At 69.7% G+C, this 18,359-nt stretch carries 17 protein-coding genes and 4 pseudogenes; 10 read left to right on the plus strand and 11 right to left on the minus strand.

Going from position 1 to position 18,359, the window contains the following annotated elements; all coding sequences use genetic code 11:
- Positions 1 to 12 precede the first annotated feature (12 nt).
- The 3 genes from OG521_22865 to OG521_22875 form a co-directional block, all read right to left on the minus strand.
- Positions 13 to 1,506, minus strand: coding sequence for a hypothetical protein (locus OG521_22865; protein ID WUW23465.1), 1,494 nt, complete (start codon positions 1,504 to 1,506; stop codon positions 13 to 15).
- A gap of 61 nt (positions 1,507 to 1,567) precedes the next feature.
- Positions 1,568 to 1,780, minus strand: coding sequence for a DUF4287 domain-containing protein (locus OG521_22870; protein ID WUW23466.1), 213 nt, complete (start codon positions 1,778 to 1,780; stop codon positions 1,568 to 1,570).
- Positions 1,781 to 1,835: 55 nt separating this feature from the next.
- Complete coding sequence (locus OG521_22875) at positions 1,836 to 2,540, minus strand: DUF998 domain-containing protein (GenBank protein WUW23467.1); 705 nt, start codon at positions 2,538 to 2,540, stop codon at positions 1,836 to 1,838.
- Positions 2,541 to 2,664: 124 nt separating this feature from the next.
- Here OG521_22875 and OG521_22880 point away from each other — a divergent pair, with 124 nt between their 5' ends.
- On the plus strand, positions 2,665 to 3,285 hold the full coding sequence (locus OG521_22880; protein ID WUW23468.1) for a TetR/AcrR family transcriptional regulator: 621 nt from the start codon (positions 2,665 to 2,667) through the stop codon (positions 3,283 to 3,285).
- 2 nt (positions 3,286 to 3,287) lie between these two features.
- Here OG521_22880 and OG521_22885 read toward each other — a convergent pair whose 3' ends face one another.
- The 3 genes from OG521_22885 to OG521_22895 all read right to left on the minus strand — a co-directional run bounded on the left by OG521_22885 (position 3,288) and on the right by OG521_22895 (position 5,594).
- Positions 3,288 to 4,184, minus strand: coding sequence for a helix-turn-helix domain-containing protein (locus OG521_22885; protein ID WUW23469.1), 897 nt, complete (start codon positions 4,182 to 4,184; stop codon positions 3,288 to 3,290).
- Positions 4,185 to 4,485: 301 nt separating this feature from the next.
- The gene (locus OG521_22890) at positions 4,486 to 4,731 is read right to left on the minus strand and encodes a DUF397 domain-containing protein (protein ID WUW23470.1); all 246 of its coding nucleotides are present in this window, start codon (positions 4,729 to 4,731) and stop codon (positions 4,486 to 4,488) included.
- Positions 4,728 to 5,594 carry a helix-turn-helix domain-containing protein gene (locus OG521_22895; protein WUW23471.1) on the minus strand — a complete coding sequence of 289 codons (867 nt, stop codon included), beginning with the start codon at positions 5,592 to 5,594 and terminating at the stop codon, positions 4,728 to 4,730. The genes OG521_22890 and OG521_22895 overlap by 4 nt, the downstream gene beginning before the upstream one ends.
- Before the next feature lie 133 nt (positions 5,595 to 5,727).
- Between OG521_22895 and OG521_22900 the strand changes: the two genes are divergently transcribed.
- Positions 5,728 to 6,180, plus strand: a complete 453-nt coding sequence (locus OG521_22900; protein ID WUW23472.1) for an ATP-binding protein — start codon at positions 5,728 to 5,730, stop codon at positions 6,178 to 6,180.
- Between the two features lie 48 nt (positions 6,181 to 6,228).
- Here the strand turns inward: OG521_22900 and OG521_22905 are convergent, their stop codons facing one another.
- Entirely contained in the window at positions 6,229 to 6,795 is a 567-nt protein-coding gene (locus OG521_22905) for a GNAT family N-acetyltransferase (protein WUW23473.1), read from the minus strand.
- Positions 6,796 to 6,841: 46 nt separating this feature from the next.
- Between OG521_22905 and OG521_22910 the strand changes: the two are divergent.
- A pseudogene (locus OG521_22910) lies at positions 6,842 to 7,017 on the plus strand (transposase family protein).
- Positions 7,018 to 7,100: 83 nt separating this feature from the next.
- Here the strand turns inward: OG521_22910 and OG521_22915 are convergent.
- On the minus strand, positions 7,101 to 7,508 hold the full coding sequence (locus OG521_22915) for a TetR/AcrR family transcriptional regulator (protein ID WUW23474.1): 408 nt from the start codon (positions 7,506 to 7,508) through the stop codon (positions 7,101 to 7,103).
- Between OG521_22915 and OG521_22920 the strand changes: the two are divergent.
- Both OG521_22920 and OG521_22925 read left to right on the plus strand, forming a co-directional pair.
- Positions 7,503 to 7,652 (plus strand): annotated as a pseudogene (locus tag OG521_22920) (oxidoreductase). The gene OG521_22915 and the pseudogene OG521_22920 sit on opposite strands and share 6 nt — an antisense overlap.
- A gap of 1,565 nt (positions 7,653 to 9,217) precedes the next feature.
- A pseudogene (locus OG521_22925) lies at positions 9,218 to 9,370 on the plus strand (transposase).
- Positions 9,371 to 9,388: 18 nt separating this feature from the next.
- Here the strand turns inward: OG521_22925 and OG521_22930 are convergent.
- Positions 9,389 to 9,744, minus strand: a pseudogene (locus OG521_22930) (RNA polymerase subunit sigma-24).
- Between OG521_22930 and OG521_22935 the strand changes: the two are divergent.
- A complete protein-coding gene (locus tag OG521_22935; protein WUW23475.1) occupies positions 9,722 to 9,895 on the plus strand; it encodes a hypothetical protein in 174 nt (57 codons plus the stop codon). The pseudogene OG521_22930 and the gene OG521_22935 sit on opposite strands and share 23 nt — an antisense overlap.
- A 92-nt stretch (positions 9,896 to 9,987) precedes the next feature.
- Here OG521_22935 and OG521_22940 read toward each other — a convergent pair whose 3' ends face one another.
- On the minus strand, positions 9,988 to 11,133 hold the full coding sequence (locus OG521_22940; GenBank protein WUW23476.1) for an SMI1/KNR4 family protein: 1,146 nt from the start codon (positions 11,131 to 11,133) through the stop codon (positions 9,988 to 9,990).
- A gap of 1,076 nt (positions 11,134 to 12,209) precedes the next feature.
- On the opposite strand from OG521_22940, the gene OG521_22945 reads away from it, so the two are divergent.
- From OG521_22945 to OG521_22955, 3 genes are all read left to right on the plus strand, one after another.
- Positions 12,210 to 12,785, plus strand: a complete 576-nt coding sequence (locus OG521_22945; GenBank protein WUW23477.1) for a DUF4333 domain-containing protein — start codon at positions 12,210 to 12,212, stop codon at positions 12,783 to 12,785.
- 61 nt (positions 12,786 to 12,846) lie between these two features.
- Positions 12,847 to 14,058, plus strand: coding sequence for a serine/threonine protein kinase (locus OG521_22950; GenBank protein WUW23478.1), 1,212 nt, complete (start codon positions 12,847 to 12,849; stop codon positions 14,056 to 14,058).
- Positions 14,059 to 14,153: 95 nt separating this feature from the next.
- On the plus strand, positions 14,154 to 14,810 hold the full coding sequence (locus tag OG521_22955; protein ID WUW23479.1) for a maleylpyruvate isomerase N-terminal domain-containing protein: 657 nt from the start codon (positions 14,154 to 14,156) through the stop codon (positions 14,808 to 14,810).
- 28 nt (positions 14,811 to 14,838) lie between these two features.
- Here the strand turns inward: OG521_22955 and OG521_22960 are convergent, their stop codons facing one another.
- Positions 14,839 to 15,516: an HAD family hydrolase gene (locus OG521_22960; GenBank protein ID WUW26771.1), complete on the minus strand. Its 678-nt coding sequence runs from the start codon at positions 15,514 to 15,516 to the stop codon at positions 14,839 to 14,841.
- A 129-nt stretch (positions 15,517 to 15,645) separates the two neighbouring features.
- On the opposite strand from OG521_22960, the gene OG521_22965 reads away from it, so the two are divergent.
- The gene (locus OG521_22965; GenBank protein WUW23480.1) at positions 15,646 to 18,228 is read left to right on the plus strand and encodes a bifunctional FO biosynthesis protein CofGH; all 2,583 of its coding nucleotides are present in this window, start codon (positions 15,646 to 15,648) and stop codon (positions 18,226 to 18,228) included.
- Positions 18,229 to 18,359: the final 131 nt, after the last annotated feature.

Below are 18,359 nucleotides of genomic sequence, written 5' to 3' on the forward strand. Positions count from 1 at the left end.
GGCCGGACGTTGTCAGGCCCCGTGCTGCCCGGCCTTGTCGATCAGCCGGTGCATCGTCGCGACGGGCAGCGCCGGGTTGGCGGCTGCCCGGGACGCGAGTTCGCCGTCGTCGAGCAGCGCGGTGATCCGGTCACTCGGAAGCCGCGGGTGGCGGGCGGCGTCGGCGCGGACCCGCCGGTCCGGGTCGTGGGTGAGCCGGTCGGCGGTGTCCGGTGCGAGTCCGGTGTCCAGCAGTGCCAGACGCCGGACTTCGGGATCCTGGTCACCGGCGAACCCTGCGAGCCCGGTGCGGGGGAAGTGGGGCCGGCCGGTGAGATGCCACCGGTCGGGGCCGGTGTACTCCAGGAAGCAGCGCAGCAGCAGTGCGGCCGGTGCGTCGGGATGGTTCTGGCCGAGCAGGACCCGTACCCCCAGATCGGTGTCGTCCGCGAGGCGCGCGACCAGGTCGGCGGGGAGTGTGGGGACCCCGGCGGCGCTGCGCCTCAGGAGCGGGTGCGCCGACCCTGCGAGCCCGCGAAGCTCCTCCTGGCCGGGCAGCGAGGCCGGGTCGTACGGCGGGGTGTGGGGATAGCGGGTCTCCTGCGTCACCTCGTAGTCGATGTCGGCCCGTTGCGCCTCGCTCAGTGCGGGATGCACGGAGAGGGCGAGCCGCACGGCCGGGTCAGGATCGACGGCGAGGGCACGGCGCTCGGACGGTCCCAGATCGGGCCGTTGGGCGACGCGGGCGCGGACCTCGGGATCGGGGTGTCCGGCCAGCAGGCCCACGGTCGCGGCGGGCGTGCTGGTGTTGCCGGCGATCAGCCACGCGTTCTGTGACAGCGCCTCCGCAATGACATCGGGGGCCAGCGCCCCGTACATCAGAAGGTGCGTGCGTGCGTGGCAGTGGTGCGCGGGGAGTTCCTCCCGCACCGCGTCCGGGTCGCGAAGCCGTTCGTGCCACCGGCTGTTGCGGGCGGCCGCCTCCCGTACCGCAGGATCCGGATCGGCCAGCAGAGCGGCCCGCACCGCGGGTGCCAGAGAATCCCAGGAGCTGGTTCCCGTCAGGCGGACCCGAGCCTCGGGATGGGTGGGCATCGCACGCCGCAGACCGGGGGAGACCTGCCGGCCGAGCGCCGACAGCGACTCGTCGTCGTAGGTCTTGATCATCCGGACGACGGTGCGGTCGGGCAGCGGGCGGGGCAGACACACGTCGTCGGCCCGTGGTTCGTGCGCCAGGTGCGCCCGGACGAACCACTCCGGGTCGTCCACCAGCCGCGCCCGCTGCTCCGGATCCGCGTACGGGTTCCGGGCGAAGAAGCTGCGGGTGTTCCGGTCCGGGTGGGCCACCACCGCATCCACCACCGGAGCGGGCAGTACCCGGTCCCGGCACAGCACCATCCGCACGGCGGCCGGCCCGCCCGCGAGCAGCCGCAGCAGGACGTCGACGGGAGCGGCCGGGTTGAGCGCGACACCGGCCAGACGACGCTCCGCAGGACCGGCCGTGTCCCATATCTCGTCAGGAGTCACCGACGGATGGTCCCATGGGCGCTGCCCGGTGCTGCCCGGTGCTGCCCGGCACTGTCCGGCGTTACCCGGCGCTGTCCTCGGCGAGGGTGTGGGCGACGAGCGCGTTGGCGTGTCCGTGCCCCATGCCGTGTTCCGTCTTGAGCCAGGAGACGAGCTCCATGTGCTTGGTCAGGGGCGAGGAACGGACGAGGTCCTTCCACTCCGCGATCGGGCGGCCGTACTTCTTCTCGATCGAGGGGAAGTAGCTCGCGGGGCCCTTTACCGGTTCGGTCATGTCGTCAGTTTCCCGTTCTTCTGTGTGCCGGTCGTCGTGGTTGCGTCGGTGACGGTCACCGTTGCGGCGTGTGCTGGGTTGGCGGCGTCGTGGCCCGCAGCCGGACCGTCACCGCGCTGAGCCACAGGAGGCCGAGGGCGGCACCCGCGGTGAAGGCCAGGACGCTGACGGAGGAGGCCGAGGAGCCGGCCAGGACGCCCACCGGTACGAGGCGGGAGGCGAGGGCCCAGCCGCGTTGTCCCCGGTCGGCGAAGTACGTGGCCAGGACGAGGAACGCGGCGCACAGGGCGAGGAAACCCACGGTGGCGCCGCCCAGGTGAACGGCTCCGTGCGCGCTGACCGAGCCGCTGGACCCCTTCGGCGTCCCGGCGGGGAATCCGTCGCCGGGATCGGCGGTGAACACCCCGGCGAGAACGAACGAGGCGCCGAAGACGCCGACCAGCCGCGGGGCCCACACCCCGCCGGGGGCGCCGCGCAGGACGCGGCGCATCCCGATCGCCCCGGAGATGGCCAGCAGTCCGGTGAGCAGGAAGACGATCACCTGTATCCAGCCGAGGCCGCCCAGGCTGAGCTGGCTGAAGGCGTTGCGGGTGAAGTCGAAGCCCTCGCGGGTCAGGCCCTGGATGAGGCTCGCCACGAGGAACAGCGGGCCCGCGACGATGCCGCCGGCTAACAGGGTCCCGGTCCTGGCCCCGGCGTCGGTTCTGGTCTCGGCGCTGGTCTTGCTTCCGGTCTTGGTCCCGGTCTTGGTCCCGGTCATGCAGTCCTCCTGGGCCGTCGATACCCGTAACGGGAACTAGACGGTGTAGTACCGATGGGAACTGGACGGTACAGTACCCATGGAAGAACTGGACTGTCCAGTACTGTCAGCGCGAGGAGGCGGCGTGGAAGCAGCCGAGCAGGGCCGGTCGGCGCGCAAGCGGCAGGCCATCATGGAGGCCGCGACCAGCGCCTTCATGGAGAAGGGTTACTCCGGCACGAGCATGGACGACATCGCGAGACTGGCCGCGGTGTCCAAGCAGACGGTCTACAAGCACTTCTCCGACAAGGAGAAGCTGTTCGCCGAGATCATCCTCGCCACGAGCGACCGCATCGACGGCATGGTCGACCTGGTGGCGGACATCCCGTCCGACGCCGACGCCCTGGACGAGAACCTGACCCGGCTCGCCCGCCGGTTCCTCGACGCGCTCACACAGCCCCAGGTGCTCCAGCTGAGGCGCCTGGTCATCGCCAACGCCGACGCCTTCCCCGAACTCGGCGCGGCCTGGTACGGGCAGGGCTTCGAGCGGGTCCTGGCCACGCTGGCGGCCACCTTCGAGCGGCTCGCGGACGAAGGACTGCTCCGCATCGAGGAACCGGCCCTGGCCGCCCACCACTTCTCGGGTCTGCTGCTGTGGGTCCCGGTGAACAAGGCCATGTTCCACGGCGGCCCCCGCCACACGCAGGCCGAGCTGGACCACTACGCCACCGAGGGAGTCCGCGCCTTCCTGGCCGCCTACCGCTGACGTCAGGGCCTGGGCGAGGCCCACCCCTGCGCGTCCTCACACGCGTCGCAGCGGCCCGGTTCGGCGGCCCTGAAGGCGCGGTCGCAGTCGTCGCAGTTCTGCATGGGTACGGGACGGAAGGCTGCCGGGAGGGAGTGCCCGGACGGCAGGGAGACGGTCAGCCGGTGCCTCAGCAACTGCGCCGGGAACCGCACCGGCCGGGGCAGGTCCTCGGTCAGCGCCTTGCGTACGTCGGCGGGCGAGGCGTCCCGCTCGAACCAGGCGGCGACGCCGGGCGCGAGGAGGTCGATCTCCTTCTCCGTCAGCCGGAGTTCGGCGTCCTGGCGCTGGAGCCCGACGAGCAGGAGCGCGGCGGCCTGGAGGAGCTGCGGCAGGGGATGGAGCGGCTGCGGAAGCGGCGGACGCGGGGGCTTCTTCGCGGTGGGTGCGGGGACGCGGGGTGCGGTGACGCGGGGTGTGGGCGCGGGTGCGGGCGCGAGCTCCGGGGGAGCCGCGGGGGCCGGAGCCGGCCGGGGCCTGGGCCGTGGCGCGACCGTCTGCGCCTTGTCGCGGGCGGCGGGGTCCGGGTGGTTGTACGAGACGGTCCGTGTGTAGATCCGGCCGTCGGGCGAACGCTCCCGGGTGCGCTTCAGATAGCCGTGCTGCTCCAACTCCCGCAGGGCCCCGGCGATGCGGTGCTCGCTGTCGGGCAGCCGGGTGGCCAGGACCTTGATGCCGATCCTGGCGCCGGGCGGCAGCGACTGGATGTGCAGGGCGAGGCCTCGCGCGGCGAGCGAGAGCTCGCGGTGCTGGCTGAGGTGATTGCCCACGACCGTGAAGCGGTCGGCGTGGCGGACGTTGACGTGCTCGATACCGGAGGGCGGGGCGTAGGAGCCCGCGATAGCCTGCGAGGTAGCCATCAGGAAGGGTCTACTTCCGTGTTGGTGAGGCCCCCGCTTTGGGATTCGCAGTCCCGGCGGGGGCCGTCAGAGGTCTGAAGTTTGGTGCGGCGAGCATATGCCAGGCAACCCGGTGCAAATCCAGCCCAGTTGGCGAACCTCACCCGTGCGGGTGACGGGGCCGCCGGGTGGGTCGGGTGGGTAAGAAGTTCTCTCCCAAGTGCTTTAAAAGCCTTTACGTCGTGGGCCGCCGTGACGCGGAGTGCCGAGACGCGGCGGACCGGGTCGCGGATTCCCGCGACCCGGTGATGTGCGCTCCGGATCAGCCCTGGCGGGCGTACGCGACGAAGGCGGACCAGGCGGTCGGGGCGACGTCGAAGTGGGGGCGCTGGATGTCCTTGGAGTCGCGGATGTGGATCAGGGTGGGGGAGGCGGCGACCTCGACGCAGGTTCCGCCCTCGCCGCCGCTGTAGCTGGATTTACGCCAGTCGAAGGCGACCTCGACGCACTCGCCGCCGCCGCCGCTGCTGTAGCTGCTCTTGAACCAGTGCAGCTGCTCCGTGTTCATCGCTCTCCCAGCATCTTCTCGATCGCGGCCAGCGACTCCCGTGGCGTGAGAGCTGCAGACTGGATGATTCCATAGCGCACCGCGAGCATGCGGACCTCCTCCATGTCCGTGATCAGCCGCGGGTAGGTATGGATCTCCAGGTACGCCACCTGCTGTCGACCCTTCGGGGTAAGCAGGGTGAACGGGCCGTCAAGGCTGGGCTGTTCGGTTCGGTTGAGTGGCATCAGCTGAAGCTGAACAGTCCGGAGACCGCCGATGTGCAGGAGCTTCTGCAGTTGCTCCCGGTGAACGTTCCGACCGCCGATGGGGCGGAGCAGGACACTCTCGTCCAAGACGAAGTGAAATGTGGGCGATGGCCACGGAGCGAAGACCTGCTGTCGGTCGAGCCGGTCGGCGACCCGCTTGTCGATGGTCTCCTCCCCTAGGAGGGGGCGCCATTGGGTGAACACAGCACGCGCATAGGCCTCGGTTTGGAGTAGTCCTGGCACGGACTGATTGGTGTAGACGTAGATCTGCACCGCTTCTGCTTCCAGCCGCGCGTAATCGCGGTACCACTCCGGATGCCGGCTACGCGCCTGCTTTCGTGCGTCCAGCACATCGGGGACGGCCGCCTTGAGCACGCCGTTTGCGGATAGAAGTTCGTCCAGGCGCTCAAGGAAGTCAGGCTGGGGCGTCCGTACACCCCGCTCCACCGCGGACACCAGGTCCTCCCCGCAGTGCGCTGCGAGCCCCAGTTCCCGCTGGCTCAGACCCGCGCGCTCGCGCAGGACCTTGATCTGTCTGCCCAGTGCCCTGAACAGGTGGGCGGTCCCGTCCGACTCAGCCGGCCGCTCCGGTCGCTCTTCTCGCTCCGTGTTCGCCATCTGCCCCGTACCGCCTCTGTCCGTCCGGTCACGGCCGACATCCCGTACAGCCGGGCGGGCGGGCCCGTACAGCTTCACGGCGTCGTGGTGTCACTCCTGGTCAGCGTACGATCACGCCGCCACGCTGAGTCACATGAACGCCGAAATCACCCCCGTGGGAACCGAGTTCGTCCAGCGCTTCAGCGCCACCCGTCGAGGGGCGCGGCTCGCGCGCAGGCTCGCGGTGCACGAGCTGGACGCGTGGGGAGTGCCGTACGGGAGCGGGCTGTCCGACGACGTGGCGTTGATCGTGGGGGAGTTGGCGACGAACGCGGTGGCGCATGGGCGTGTACCGGGGCGCGACTTCGAACTGCGGCTGACGGCAGGGGTGCGCGGGCTCCGTATCGAGGTGTCGGACGCGCGAGGCGAGCGTTGGCCGGAGCTGTGCGCAGAGGAGTCGGAGGAGCAGGAGACCGTCGCGGAATCCGGCTACGGGCTTCGCCTGGTGGAGGCGTTGGCGGCGAAGTGGGGCGTGACGGAGCGGGTGGTCGGGAAGACGGTGTGGGCGGAGGTCGGAACTGAATCCGGAACGGGGAATCGGAACTGAGATTCCGACGCCGGTACCGGCTCAGGGTTGTCCCGTAACTGCTGGGCGTCACTGGGGAGCGACGCGCAGGTCTCGGATGTACCAGTCAAACCGTGTGCCGTCCTTGCTGTACCGCTGCTTGCCGGGGGCGAATCCTGCCCGCCGCGCGACTGCGGCGGATGCGGGATTCTCTGGGTCCACCTGGATCACCGCCTCCGCTCCGCCCTCACTTGCCGCGTACTGGGACGCCAGGAGGACCGCGCGGGTAGCCAGACCGCGGCCCCGCCAGGACGAATAGAGGCCGTAGGCGACGTTCACCTGGCCGGAGGCCAAGCCCTCTCCTGCGAACCGCAAGTCGATCGTCCCCGCGAGTGCCTCGCCGGTGGCGCCCACCCGGATGCCGAAAGCGCGGAGAGGCCCGGCCGTGTCCCACTGTTCGCGGCAGTGCCGGAAGTATCCTTCAACGCCCTCGCGCGTGCCGGGGCCGCCGTTGAGCCAGCGAACGAGCAGCTCGTCCTCCCCCGTGAGATGCGCCTCCACGTCGTCCAGGCGCAGCGGCGACAGGGTGATGCTCCCGTCGGACAGCCTCACTTCATGCATCCGCCGATTCTTCACGCCGGCGTCGTGCAGCACCATCGGATTCCATACGACGTGGTCCAGAGCTCCCCCGCCACAGGAGATGGTTTTGGTCGCAGCCTATTGGCGAACGAACCTGACCATGCGGCAGCTCGCACCGCTCTTCGGGGTGTCGAAGTCGGCGGCGGACCGGATCATCGACCACCTCGGGCCGATGCTCGCGCTCCCGCCCGCAAGCGGTTCGTCAAGGGCACCGTGCTCATCGTGGACGGCACTCTGGTGGGTGGCGGGGACAGCGCCGGTTGGCCGGGCGGGAGGACCTGGCTGTTCAGCCGGGCTCTCTCCTGCGGCTTCAGCGAGAACCTTCAGCGCACCAGGAGATCGATGGCGACCGACAGCCGTTCGAGGTAGAACTCCCGCGATGCGGCCTGATGCTTGATACCGATCGACGCGCTGATCATCGTCTGTGCGACAAGAGGGGCCGCGTCTTGTTGTGACTCGACGGCGATCGCTTCTGTGATCAGTTCCTCGAAGCGTCGCGGCGTGCTCTCGGCGATCTCTCCGAGGAGGTCGGGGTTGTCCTCGATGACCACCGCGACATCGCGCGTCAGCGGGCCGATGTAGCGGCCCGCCCACTGGTCGAACGCTTCGACGAGGCGCTCTGGAAGTGGGCGGCTGGGGTCGGCCAGGACGTGTTCAACCGCTGTGATGTCCCGCTCCAGGGCCTGGGTGACCGCGGCACGGAACAGAGTCTCCTTCGAGGAGAAGGTCACTATCTCGACGATTCACAAGAGGCCTACACCGTGCCGAACGACGCCGCCCTCGCGCAGCACCCGCACGGGGTCAAGGAATGGGCGCTCGATCCCGCCACCGCCAAGCGCCTCTGGACGGTCTCGACCGACCTGCTCCGCGCCTGACCTCTCGACGCCACAGCAAGCGGCACCGCCGCCTTCTCGGTTGGTCACCGCATCAACCCGCAAGGCAGCCTGCCGCCCGGGCGGTCTGGCCCGCCACAACTCGCCGACCTCGACGAACTGGCCAGTAATCACTGGTCAGTTGAGGCCCTACACCACATTCGAGACGTCACCTACGGCGAGGAGGCCTCACGCATATACACCGGTACCACCCCCTTGCAGGAGGTGCAGCCGGATTGCGCATTACCGGCGTCCCCTGGATCTCCTCAGCAGGATAAAGACTCCCGCCAATGCGGCGATCGCCAGGAATATCACGATCCCCCAGGTGGGAAGTTCCGGCCCGCCCTGTCCAGCGGCAGCCAATGCCGTAAGGCCCTTCATGAGCGCTCGCTTTCGTTTCGCGACTGAGTGAGCCTGCTGCCGCCGTGCCGGCCTGGCCGGGCATCGACAGCAAAGAGGATGGGAAGGGGGGTTACCCGAGTGAGGACCGGATCGGAGTCCAGAACTCTGACTCCCGCTGGCGCGGGCCGGACGGAGGTCATGGTGTGGATCGTCGTCGGTGAGTGGATCGATTAGCCGTCAGAAGGCAGATCCACAAGAGAACATGCGCGGCAGCCAGTGCGATCTGTCCGGTGCTCGCGCCGGCACTCACCCGCCACACCAGCAATCCGACACCTATGCACAGCATCGGCCAGTAGAGCCAGGGTCCCCATCGATTACCCGGCTCAGTCCATCCCGGCGGGGTGGAGGGATCAGGAAGTTGCGCCATGTATGCCTCCCCTGTCCACATCCGCCTTCCCTCAAAGCCCACATGCACGCCCTGCGACGACGGCGGTGCAGTTGGGGCTGGTGACGACGTTCGCGCCCCATTCGAGTCGGCTGGCGCCCTAATCCGGACGCCGTTTCGACCGTCTCATCAACTTGATGGTGCCGATCAGGGCCGCCACGGCTATGAGAGAGAATCCGACTTCTCTCACTGCGGTAGTTACATCAGCATCGATCACTTCAGCCCACACAATCGCTCCGACAACCAGGGAAAGAATAGCCCCTGAAATGGCGAACGGTATTCTGGAGCCTGATCTCATTTCAGGGCTGACTTTTCGCCTTATTGCGAATGAAGAGAAAGCATGCTCCGTAAATGCAGGCGATCATTGCGAGAACAATCCATCCCCCCGTGTTCCCGGAGATGATGAAAGCAATTGACAGAATGACTCCGACCACTGTCAAGATGTTAGTGAATAGCCAGTAACGCTTTATTGCCGCTTGCTGCTCGACTGTCCATCCGACGTTAGGCATGGTGTTCCTTATGGTTGGCAGGCGCGGTTGGGCGTCAGAGGTCTGCTCAGTTCACGCCCTTGCCTCACGTCATCGGCGCGGGCAGCTCTTTCTCGAGTTTTACGTCCTTCAGTTCTTCCCCCGTGGGTCATGGAGTTCAGGGTGCCCCCGGGTTCACGGTTGAATCCCGTGTCGACACCGGCAGTTGAAGCACAGGTCAGGCCGATGGGGCCGTTGAGCCCCTCAGGGGCGGACTGACTGCGAGAGTTCACCTGGCCTGGGACGGACAGGGCCGCCTCGACCGCAAGATCTGCTGCCGCCGCAACGTCATAGAACGCTGCTTCGGCCGGCTCCAACAGAACAGAGGCCTCGCCACCCGCTACGAGAAGCGCACCCTCCACTTCAAGGCCATGGTCACTCTCGCCTGCCTGCGACTCCGGCTCCCCAGCCTTTGCGGACACGACCTAATGGCGCGGTCGAGAGTGTTCGGTTCCAGTGTTGTGGCCCACCGTCCACGGCCGGAGCTTCTCCGGGTTGCGTACGGCCCAGATGTGAGTGATCCGGTCGTCTGCGATGTCGAACGCGTACACGGTCACGATGACGCCGTCCTGCTTGGCGACCAGGCCGGGCTGACCGTTGACGGTGCGCTCCAGGAGCGTCAGGTCGGCCAGCCTGCCGGCGAGAGCGACGAGGCCGCGCGCGAGCTGCTCGGCGCCCTGGAGCGCGCGGTGGTGGCGAGGCCGCCGCCGTCGCCGGTTGCCGTGACGGCCGGGTCGAGGAGGCCGATGAGAGCGCCGATGTCCTTGGCGTCCCAGGCCTGCGAGCTGTTCGCCAAAGCAGCGGCCCTCTACGACGATGAGGAGATCTGGACGCTCACCACGGCGATCGGCCAATTCTGCTTGTTCGTCCCGATCGCTCTCATCGGCAAGCCGATCCCCGGCAGGCCCATCGGGAAGAACTACAACAAGTAACGCCGGCAGGCTCGGGGTTGCCGCTCAATTGAGCGCTTCGTCTGGCGATGACCGCCGCATGAAGCGCTCACGCGGAAACGAAACCCCTGGGGTCAGTCCTGATCTCGGGTGTGCTGAGCCGCGTACCAACTGGAGTCGATGGCGGGGTTGCGCAGCGCCCCCCAGAATCGGTCGTCAGGTATCGGAGGCAGTGACGGATTACCCAAGTCCGCATGCAGATCCGCACGCCAGTCGAGAGTGAAGTGGCTCCGGGTCTCCGCGCTCTCGCACACGGATCTGTAGGGGGATCCCCAGAGCCCGAGGGCTATCTTCTCCGCGGCCCATCTGCGAGTGACGTCTCTGCCGGTGTCGGCCTGTGCGAGCACCGCGCGGAGTCGCAAGGCGAGCGGGCTGGTTTGGTCCGGGCGCGGTACGGCCACACCACGCTCCCACGCGTCCAGGGCTGTCTTGATCTCCGGGTAGTTGTTCAGCCCCGTTTCGACCGCCAGTCTGCGCAGCTGCTTCCGCGCGGCCTCAACCACCTGCTCATACGGCAGGACTGCGATCAGTGCACCGAGTTCCTCATGTCCGTCCAGGTGGCTCACGTGGAGGAGGTCGGTGGGACTGTGGGACAGGTCCAGCTCTGGCAGCTGCTCATCCGGTGCGGGAAGGGGCTCGTCGGCACTGCGCTGCGGCCTGGCAGGCAGAGGCGCCTCCCAGAACAGTCGGCCGTTGAAGGTGACGACACCAGCCTCCTGGCCGCGCTCAAGCAAGTCGGCCAGTTCGGCCAGATACCCACCCAGCGAGCCGGCCTGCCCAAACCTGGTGCCGGTCTCGTCGAAGAACCGTCCGATCGCACCGAAGTGGTCCCGCTCGGTACGGCAATCCATCAGGAGACCGTCCGACGTCCCGTCATAGGAACCGAACTTTACGTAGCCGAGGAGCCAGTAGTCCTCGGCCTCCCCGTCGGGGCCTTGTTCGATGCCGCGCATGAACTCGGTATCCCCGAGGATTCCGCTCACTCCGAGCAGCCGGTCACCCGTACTGAACCGGAAAGCCTCAGGCCCCTCCAGCGCCCCGTTGTGCCGGAGGAGTGAAGCGACCAGGTCCGGAGGAAAGGTGACCCCCAGTTCCTGTTGCGCTGCTGCGATCTCCCCGTCTCCTGCGGGCGGCCGAAGCGTGGCAGAAGTGCGGGGCGCGTGCTCGCGCAGCCACGCGTCTATGCGATTCCATGAGTCCGGGACCAGGTCTGATGTCATAGGGCCGACCTTAGATTCAGCGGCTGACAACAGCTTGATCGTCGCTCACCGGCCTTGCCGCAAGGTTGGCGTGCAGGCCGGCAAGCTCGAGTGGACCCTTGTCCCGGCTCACGACCGGCAGGGCCGTAGCAGTACTGCCACGATCCGCGCAGCGTGGTGTCTTTCCTGCGGCCGCGCACCGTCCGGGGCGCGGTTCTGGACGCATCGCACGGTCCCTCGCCCGTGGTTGGCCGACCTCGCCGACCGACCTAACTTCATCGACGACGCGTCAGGACAAAGGCAACCGCCAGGACGAACACAATAATCACGAGTGCTATACCCCAGGATGGAAGCCCTGCGGCCGAGGGAGGCATTATGGCCGAAAGTCTCATGAGTTGAAACTCTTAAACATGGAAAAAGCCCTCCGATGATCTCAGGGTGATGCCCTGCGGCGGCAGGAGGATGTACCGGCGCCCTACTTTCCGAGCGGGTATCACTATCGGTCAGACGCGAACCAACCCCGCGGCACGACTAGCCCCAGCAGCCCTCGTGTGACCATATCGAGCAGTGCGAACAGGCGGGCTTCGGATGCAATTCCAGAAGATAGCCCCCTAGAAGCTCCTGCCGCCGTGTCGGTGTCGTCGGTCATGGCGACCACGCTGCCGAGTGCGTCGGTCAGGTAGCAGAAGTTCTTCCCCCTCCCACGGGTCATGGAGTTCAGGGTGCCCCCGGGTTCACGGTTGAATCCGGTGTCGACGACGGCGACCGAGGTGCCTCGCCCGCGTGGTGGCCCTACGTGTCTCTGGGGCGTGACCGGGATGTCCCTCGTCGCCTGGGTCGCGCTCAGCATCAGGCAGAAGCGCCATCCGCGGCCCGTGGCTCACACGGACAGCGACCCCGCCTGCTCGCGGGTTCTGCGCCTGGCCGCCCTGCGGACGCACCTCCGGCGGAGGGATCCCGTATCGCGATCACGCAGGCCGGGGCCGGGAACCGGAACTGCGATTCTGCGCGTCCAGGTGCTTGACATGTACAACTTTTGACTTGGGGGCCCAGTGCGACAGCCGACGGGTAAGCGGATCACCGTGCGAGCGGCAGGGGTGTTGCTCGCAGTGGCGTTCGCCGTGGGCTGTTCGGCAAGTGTGGGCTCGAAGGTCGTGAAGAAGGACGAGGTCGCACAGCAGGCCTCGACCGCCCTGGGCAAGAAGGTGGGCCGGCAGCCGGACGACGTCACCTGCAAGGACGATCTCAAGGCGGAGGTCGGTGCGACCGTGCGCTGCGAGCTGACCGCGGACGGTACGAAGCAGGGGATGACGGTCACCGCGAAGTCGGTCGACGGCGACAAGGTCGACATGGACTTCAAGGTCGACGACGCTCCGGCAGCCGGCAACTCGGCGGATCCGCAGCCCAGCGACTCGGCGAGCGCGGGTGCCGGCGGGCCGTCGGTGAGCAGGACGGAGGTCGCCCGGCAGGGGAAGGCGGCCCTGACGGCTCAGGTCGGCCAGGCACCCGACGCGTTCTCCTGCCCCGTTGACCTCCCGGCGCGGGTGAACGCCGTGATCCGCTGCCAGTTGGCGGCGGATGGCAAGCAGTACGGCGTGACGGTCACCGCGAAGTCGGTCGTCAACGGCAAGGTCAGCATGGACTTCAAGGTGGACGAGACTCCCGTCGGCTGACCCCGGGGGCGAGGGCTGGGCCATACTGAGCCGCCGGATCACTGGGGGAGGCGGCCAGCACATGGGGTACGGGGCGGACGGTTCGGGCCTGCCGGAGCGCATCGGCGGGTACGTCGTGGAGCGGGAGCTGGGCGCCGGCGGGATGGGCGTCGTCTACCTGGCGCGATCACGCGGGGGGCGCGCGGTCGCCGTGAAGGTGGCGCGCTCGGAGCTCGCGACCGACCCGCACTTCCGGGAGCGGTTCCGTGCCGAGGTCGAGGCCGCGCGGAGTGTGGGCGGCTTCCACACGGCACCGGTGGTGGACGCGGACCCGGCAGCTGCGGCGCCCTGGCTGGCCACGGCGTACATCCCCGGGCCCACGCTCGCCGGGCTGGTCGAGGCCGAGGGCCCGATGGGCGAGGCGCGGCTGCGGCAACTGGGCGCGGCGCTCGCCGAGGCGCTTGCGGCGATCCACCGCTGCGGCCTGGTGCACCGTGACCTGAAGCCCGGAAACATCATCATGGCCTCGGACGGGCCGCGGGTCCTGGACTTCGGGATCGCGCGGGCGCTGGAGTCGACGCGTCTGACGGCCACCGGTACGGCGTTCGGGACACCGGGGTTCCTGGCGCCCGAGCAGGCACAGGGGCAGGAAGTCAGCGGGGCCGCGGATGTGTTCGCCCTCGGTGCCGTGCTGGTCGCGGCCGCGGGCGGCAGCGCGTTCGGGGCAGGCACGCCCATGGGCCTGATGTACCGGTCGGTGCACGAGGCACCCGATCTGGCGGCGGTGCCGGAGGGCGTACGGCCGGTCGTGGCGGCTTGCCTGGAGAAGGAACCCGGCCGGCGGCCCACCCCGGAGCGCCTGCTGGACCTCTTCGTGCCGGGCGGCCCGGCGTACACCCCGACCGTGGCGGTACCACCACTGCCCTCCTACGCCCCCTTCGACGCCGCCCCGCTGCACCGGGCCGCGACACAGAGCACCCCCGCGGGCCACGCCGGCCCCGGCAGCTCCCAGGCCGGATCCGGCTCCGATCCCGTCTTCATCGCCGTCGCTCCGGACAGCTCTCTCCTGATCGACGCCGTCGGGGTCGAGCTCGGCACGCCGGTGGGCGATCTGCAGTTCACCTGGGCCGAGATCAGCGCGGTCGAGTACGCGCCCGACGGCCCCAAACACCTCAGGGTCGTCGTCCGCCTCCACAACGGCACCACCCATCCGTGCCTGCTCGCCGCCCGCAAACGGGCCCGCCTCCAGGAGTGGCTCGAGGACCTGCCCCTGATCCTGGAGTGCTACAGGTAGCCGTACGGCAGCGCGTCCGCCCACCGGTACGGCTCCGACGGCCCGCCGGGCCGCAGGCGATGCACACGGGCGCCCCGCGCTGCTAGCTTGCGCCCGTGGAAAACTTCTCGCGCTCATGGGCCGCCCTGCGTACCGCGGTCGCCGAACTCTCCGACGCGGACTTCGCGTTGCCGTCCGGCTGTGCCGGCTGGCTCGTCCGGGACCTGGTGTGCCACCTCGTCATCGATGCCCAGGACGTCCTGATCACCCTCGCCACGCCCGCCGACGCGGAGCCGACGCGGGACGCGGTCACGTACTGGGAGGTCACCGGAACACCGCCCACCGGCGACGACCCGCTCGACGCGCTGACCGTGCGGCTGGCGGCGGCGTACGAGGAGCCGTGGCTGCTCAAGTTCCACCTGGACGACGTGGGTTCGGCCGCCGGGCGGGCGGCCGGGCTGGCGGATCCGGCGGCCCGGGTCAGTACGCGCGACGAGGTCTACACCGTGGACGAGTACCTGACCACGTACGTCCTGGAGTGGACGCTCCACCACCTCGACCTGATCGCCCCTCTCCCGGACGCGGCGGACCCGCCGGCCGAGGGGCTGGCCCGGTCGCGGGAGCTGCTGGAGGCGATCGCCGGGGCGGCGTTCCCCTCGTCGTTCTCCGACAAGGACGCACTGCTGACCGGCACGGGGCGGCGCGCCCCGACGGACGCGGAGACGGCCGCACTGGGCCCGCTGGCCGGACGGCTGCCCCTGATCCTCGGCTGACGGGGGCCGGGCCGGCCGGGAAGTGCGGCTACAGGGCCCGCAACGCCCTCGGCCGCGGCGGGTCCGGGACCTTGTTCAGCAGAGCCGGCAGGTCGGTCAGCGCGTTGATGCGGAAGTCCGCCGTGTCCACCACGTCCGGGTGGTCCGCCCACCAGTACCCGCACGCACCCCGCCGGATGTGCGCCGCCAGCAGGCCCGACGACTTGGCCGGGAACAGGTCGCCCGCCGGGTGGTCGCCCACGTACAGCGTGGCGTGCGGGGCCGCCCCGGACGCCTCCAGCACGCGGGCGAAGAACTCCGGGTCCGGCTTGGCGACGCCCCACTCGTCCGAGGTGACGACCACGTCCGCGGGCAGGTCCAGCGCCCGCAGCAGCTCCCCGGCCCGCACCGTCCCGTTGCCCGCGACCACCACGCGCACGCCGAGCGCGCGCAGTTCGGCCAGTGCCGGCCGGACGTCCGGGTAGAGGTCCGACTCGTCCAGGTGCTCGCCGCGCCCGGCGGCGGCTCTGGCCTGCGAGGCCTCGTTGACGTCCATGTCGGGGCGCAGCATGCTCAGCGCGTCCGCGCTGTCCCGCCCCTGGACGACCGCGGCCCCGACCAGCGCACTCAGCGTGTGCGTCGGGACGCCGAGCCAGTTGGCCCAGGACGCCCAGTAGCGGTCGTCGCGGATGAGTGTCTCGCCGATGTCGAAGACGATCGTTTCCATCACCGTGCCGAGCCTACGGGCCGAGCCTGCGGGGAGCGGGCCGCCGCGCGGCCCGGGCCGCAGGGGTGCGGGTGACCTGCGGGAGATCCGGCCGGTCACCGGCCGGCTACTCGCTCGTATGCTCGGTTCATGACCGATCCTCAGCGCGGACGCCCCACCACCAACTCCATGCGACGTGCCCTCAGGCGTGCCCGAGACGGTGTCGCCCTCGACGCGGCCGAGGCCGCCGTCCTGCTCCAGGCGCGCGGCGACGACCTGACGGATCTCGCCGCCTCGGCCGCCCGGGTGCGCGACGCGGGCCTGGCGGCGGCGGGCCGCCCCGGCGTGATCACGTACTCCCGCAAGGTCTTCATCCCGCTGACCCGGCTCTGCCGCGACAAGTGCCACTACTGCACCTTCGTCACCGTCCCCGGCAAACTGCGCCGCGAGGGCCACGGCATGTTCCTGTCCCCGGACGAGGTCCTCGACATCGCCCGCAAGGGTGCGGAGCTGGGCTGCAAGGAAGCGCTGTTCACCCTCGGCGACCGGCCCGAGGACCGCTGGCCCGAGGCCCGGGAGTGGCTGGAGGCCGAGGGGTACGACGGCACCCTCGCGTACGTACGCGCCATGGCGATCCGCGTCCTGGAGGAGACCGGGCTGCTGCCCCACCTCAACCCGGGCGTCATGACCTGGACCGATCTCCAGCGGCTCAAGCCCGTCGCGCCCTCCATGGGCATGATGCTGGAGACGACCGCGACCCGGCTGTGGTCCGAGCCCGGCGGCCCGCACCACGGCTCCCCGGACAAGGAACCGGCCGTACGGCTGCGCGTCCTGGAGGACGCCGGCCGGTCCAACGTGCCCTTCACCACCGGCATCCTCATCGGCATCGGCGAGTCGTACGAGGAGCGAGCCGACTCCCTCTTCGAGCTGCGCCGGAACGCCCGCGCCTACCACGGCATCCAGGAAGTCATCGTCCAGAACTTCCGCGCCAAGCCCGACACCGCGATGCGCGGTATGCCGGACGCGGAGCTGGAGGAGCTGGCCGCCGCCATCGCCGTCGCCCGCCACATCCTCGGCCCGTCCGCCCGCATCCAGGCCCCGCCGAACCTCGTCGACGCCGAGTACGCGCTGCTGATCGGCGCCGGGATCGACGACTGGGGCGGCGTCTCGCCGCTCACGCCCGACCACGTGAACCCCGAGCGCCCCTGGCCGCACATCGACGAGCTGGCCGCGAAGACCGCCGAGGCCGGCTTCGCGCTGCGTGAACGGCTCACCATCTACCCGGAGTTCATCCAGCGCGGCGAACCCTGGCTGGATCCGCGCCTGCTCCCGCACGTCCGCGCCCTCGCCGACCCGGAGACCGGGCTCGCGAAGGAGGGCACGATCCCCGCCGGACTGCCCTGGCAGGAACCCGACGAGGGATTCAACGCCTCGGGCCGCACCGATCTGCACCGCACCATCGACACCGAGGGCCGCACCGGCGACCGCCGCGACGACTTCGACGAGGTGTACGGGGACTGGGAGGCGCTCCGCGAGGCCGCCGCGCCCGGCATGGTCCCGTCCCGTATCGACGGCGACGTGCGCGGGGCGCTGAGCCAGGCCGCCGCCGACCCGACGAAGCTCACCGACGCACAGGCCCTCACCCTCCTGCACGCGGACGGGCCCGCGCTCGACGAGCTGTGCCGGATCGCGGACACCCTGCGCCGGGACGTGGTCGGCGACGACGTCACGTACATCGTCACGCGCAACATCAACTTCACCAACGTCTGCTACACCGGCTGCCGCTTCTGCGCCTTCGCCCAGCGGCGCACCGACGCCGACGCGTACACCCTCTCCCTGGACCAGGTCGCCGACCGGGCCGCGCAGGCCTGGGACGTCGGCGCGGTCGAGGTCTGCATGCAGGGCGGCATCCACCCGGACCTGCCCGGCACGGCGTACTTCGACATCGCCCGGGCGGTGAAGGAACGCGTCCCCGGCATGCACGTCCACGCGTTCTCCCCGATGGAGGTCGTCAACGGGGCGACCCGCACCGGCATGTCCATCCGCGACTGGCTGACCGCCGCCAAGGAGGCCGGTCTCGACTCGATCCCCGGCACGGCTGCCGAGATCCTCGACGACGAGGTCCGCTGGGTCCTCACCAAGGGAAAGCTGCCCACCGCGACCTGGCTGGAGGTCATCAAGACCGCCCACGAGGTGGGCCTGCGCTCCTCGTCCACGATGATGTACGGCCATGTCGACCAGCCCCGCCACTGGCTCGGCCACCTGAGGACCCTCGCCGACCTCCAGCAGGAGACGGGCGGCCTCACCGAGTTCGTGACCCTGCCCTTCATCCACACCAACGCGCCCGTCTACCTGGCCGGCATCGCCCGCCCCGGCCCGACCGACCGCGACAACCGGGCAGTGACGGCGATGGCCCGCCTCCTCCTCCACCCGCACATCACCAACATCCAGACCAGCTGGGTGAAGCTCGGCACGGAGGGCGCGGCCGAGATGCTGCGCTCGGGCGCGAACGACCTGGGCGGCACGCTGATGGAGGAGACCATCTCCCGCATGGCCGGGTCGAGTTACGGCTCGTACAAGTCCGTGCAGGACCTGGTCGCCGTGGCCGAGGCAGCCGGCCGTCCGGCGAAGCCGCGCACGACGCTGTACGGAGAGGTGCCGCAGGAGCGCGTCACGGCCGCCGCCGCCTCCGACGGACACCTTCCGGAGCTGCTGCCGGTGCTGGAGAGCTGAGAGACGGGGCCGGGGAAAGGCGCAGGTCCGGGCGTCTGAGTAGGCTGCCGTTCCGTCCCGGACGGTGCGGCGGCCCTCTCGGGCGACGGCGTCCGGACAGGTGCCGGACCGGCCGGACCGGCCGGGGTGAG

Source organism: Streptomyces sp. NBC_01463, assembly GCA_036227345.1.
Classification (GTDB): domain Bacteria; phylum Actinomycetota; class Actinomycetes; order Streptomycetales; family Streptomycetaceae; genus Streptomyces.

Bases quoted from the DNA above. Each gene is read 5' to 3' on its own strand.
- OG521_22870 (WUW23466.1), bottom strand. From the start codon at position 1,780: ATGACCGAACCGGTAAAGGGCCCCGCGAGCTACTTCCCCTCGATCGAG.
- OG521_22875 (WUW23467.1), bottom strand. From the start codon at position 2,540: ATGACCGGGACCAAGACCGGGACCAAGACCGGAAGCAAGACCAGCGCC.
- OG521_22885 (WUW23469.1), bottom strand. From the start codon at position 4,184: ATGGCTACCTCGCAGGCTATCGCGGGCTCCTACGCCCCGCCCTCCGGT.
- OG521_22890 (WUW23470.1), bottom strand. From the start codon at position 4,731: ATGAACACGGAGCAGCTGCACTGGTTCAAGAGCAGCTACAGCAGCGGC.
- OG521_22895 (WUW23471.1), bottom strand. From the start codon at position 5,594: ATGGCGAACACGGAGCGAGAAGAGCGACCGGAGCGGCCGGCTGAGTCG.
- OG521_22900 (WUW23472.1), top strand. From the start codon at position 5,728: ATGAACGCCGAAATCACCCCCGTGGGAACCGAGTTCGTCCAGCGCTTC.
- OG521_22905 (WUW23473.1), bottom strand. From the start codon at position 6,795: ATGGTGCTGCACGACGCCGGCGTGAAGAATCGGCGGATGCATGAAGTG.
- OG521_22935 (WUW23475.1), top strand. From the start codon at position 9,722: ATGTCCTTGGCGTCCCAGGCCTGCGAGCTGTTCGCCAAAGCAGCGGCC.
- OG521_22940 (WUW23476.1), bottom strand. From the start codon at position 11,133: ATGACATCAGACCTGGTCCCGGACTCATGGAATCGCATAGACGCGTGG.
- OG521_22950 (WUW23478.1), top strand. From the start codon at position 12,847: ATGGGGTACGGGGCGGACGGTTCGGGCCTGCCGGAGCGCATCGGCGGG.
- OG521_22960 (WUW26771.1), bottom strand. From the start codon at position 15,516: ATGGAAACGATCGTCTTCGACATCGGCGAGACACTCATCCGCGACGAC.
- OG521_22965 (WUW23480.1), top strand. From the start codon at position 15,646: ATGACCGATCCTCAGCGCGGACGCCCCACCACCAACTCCATGCGACGT.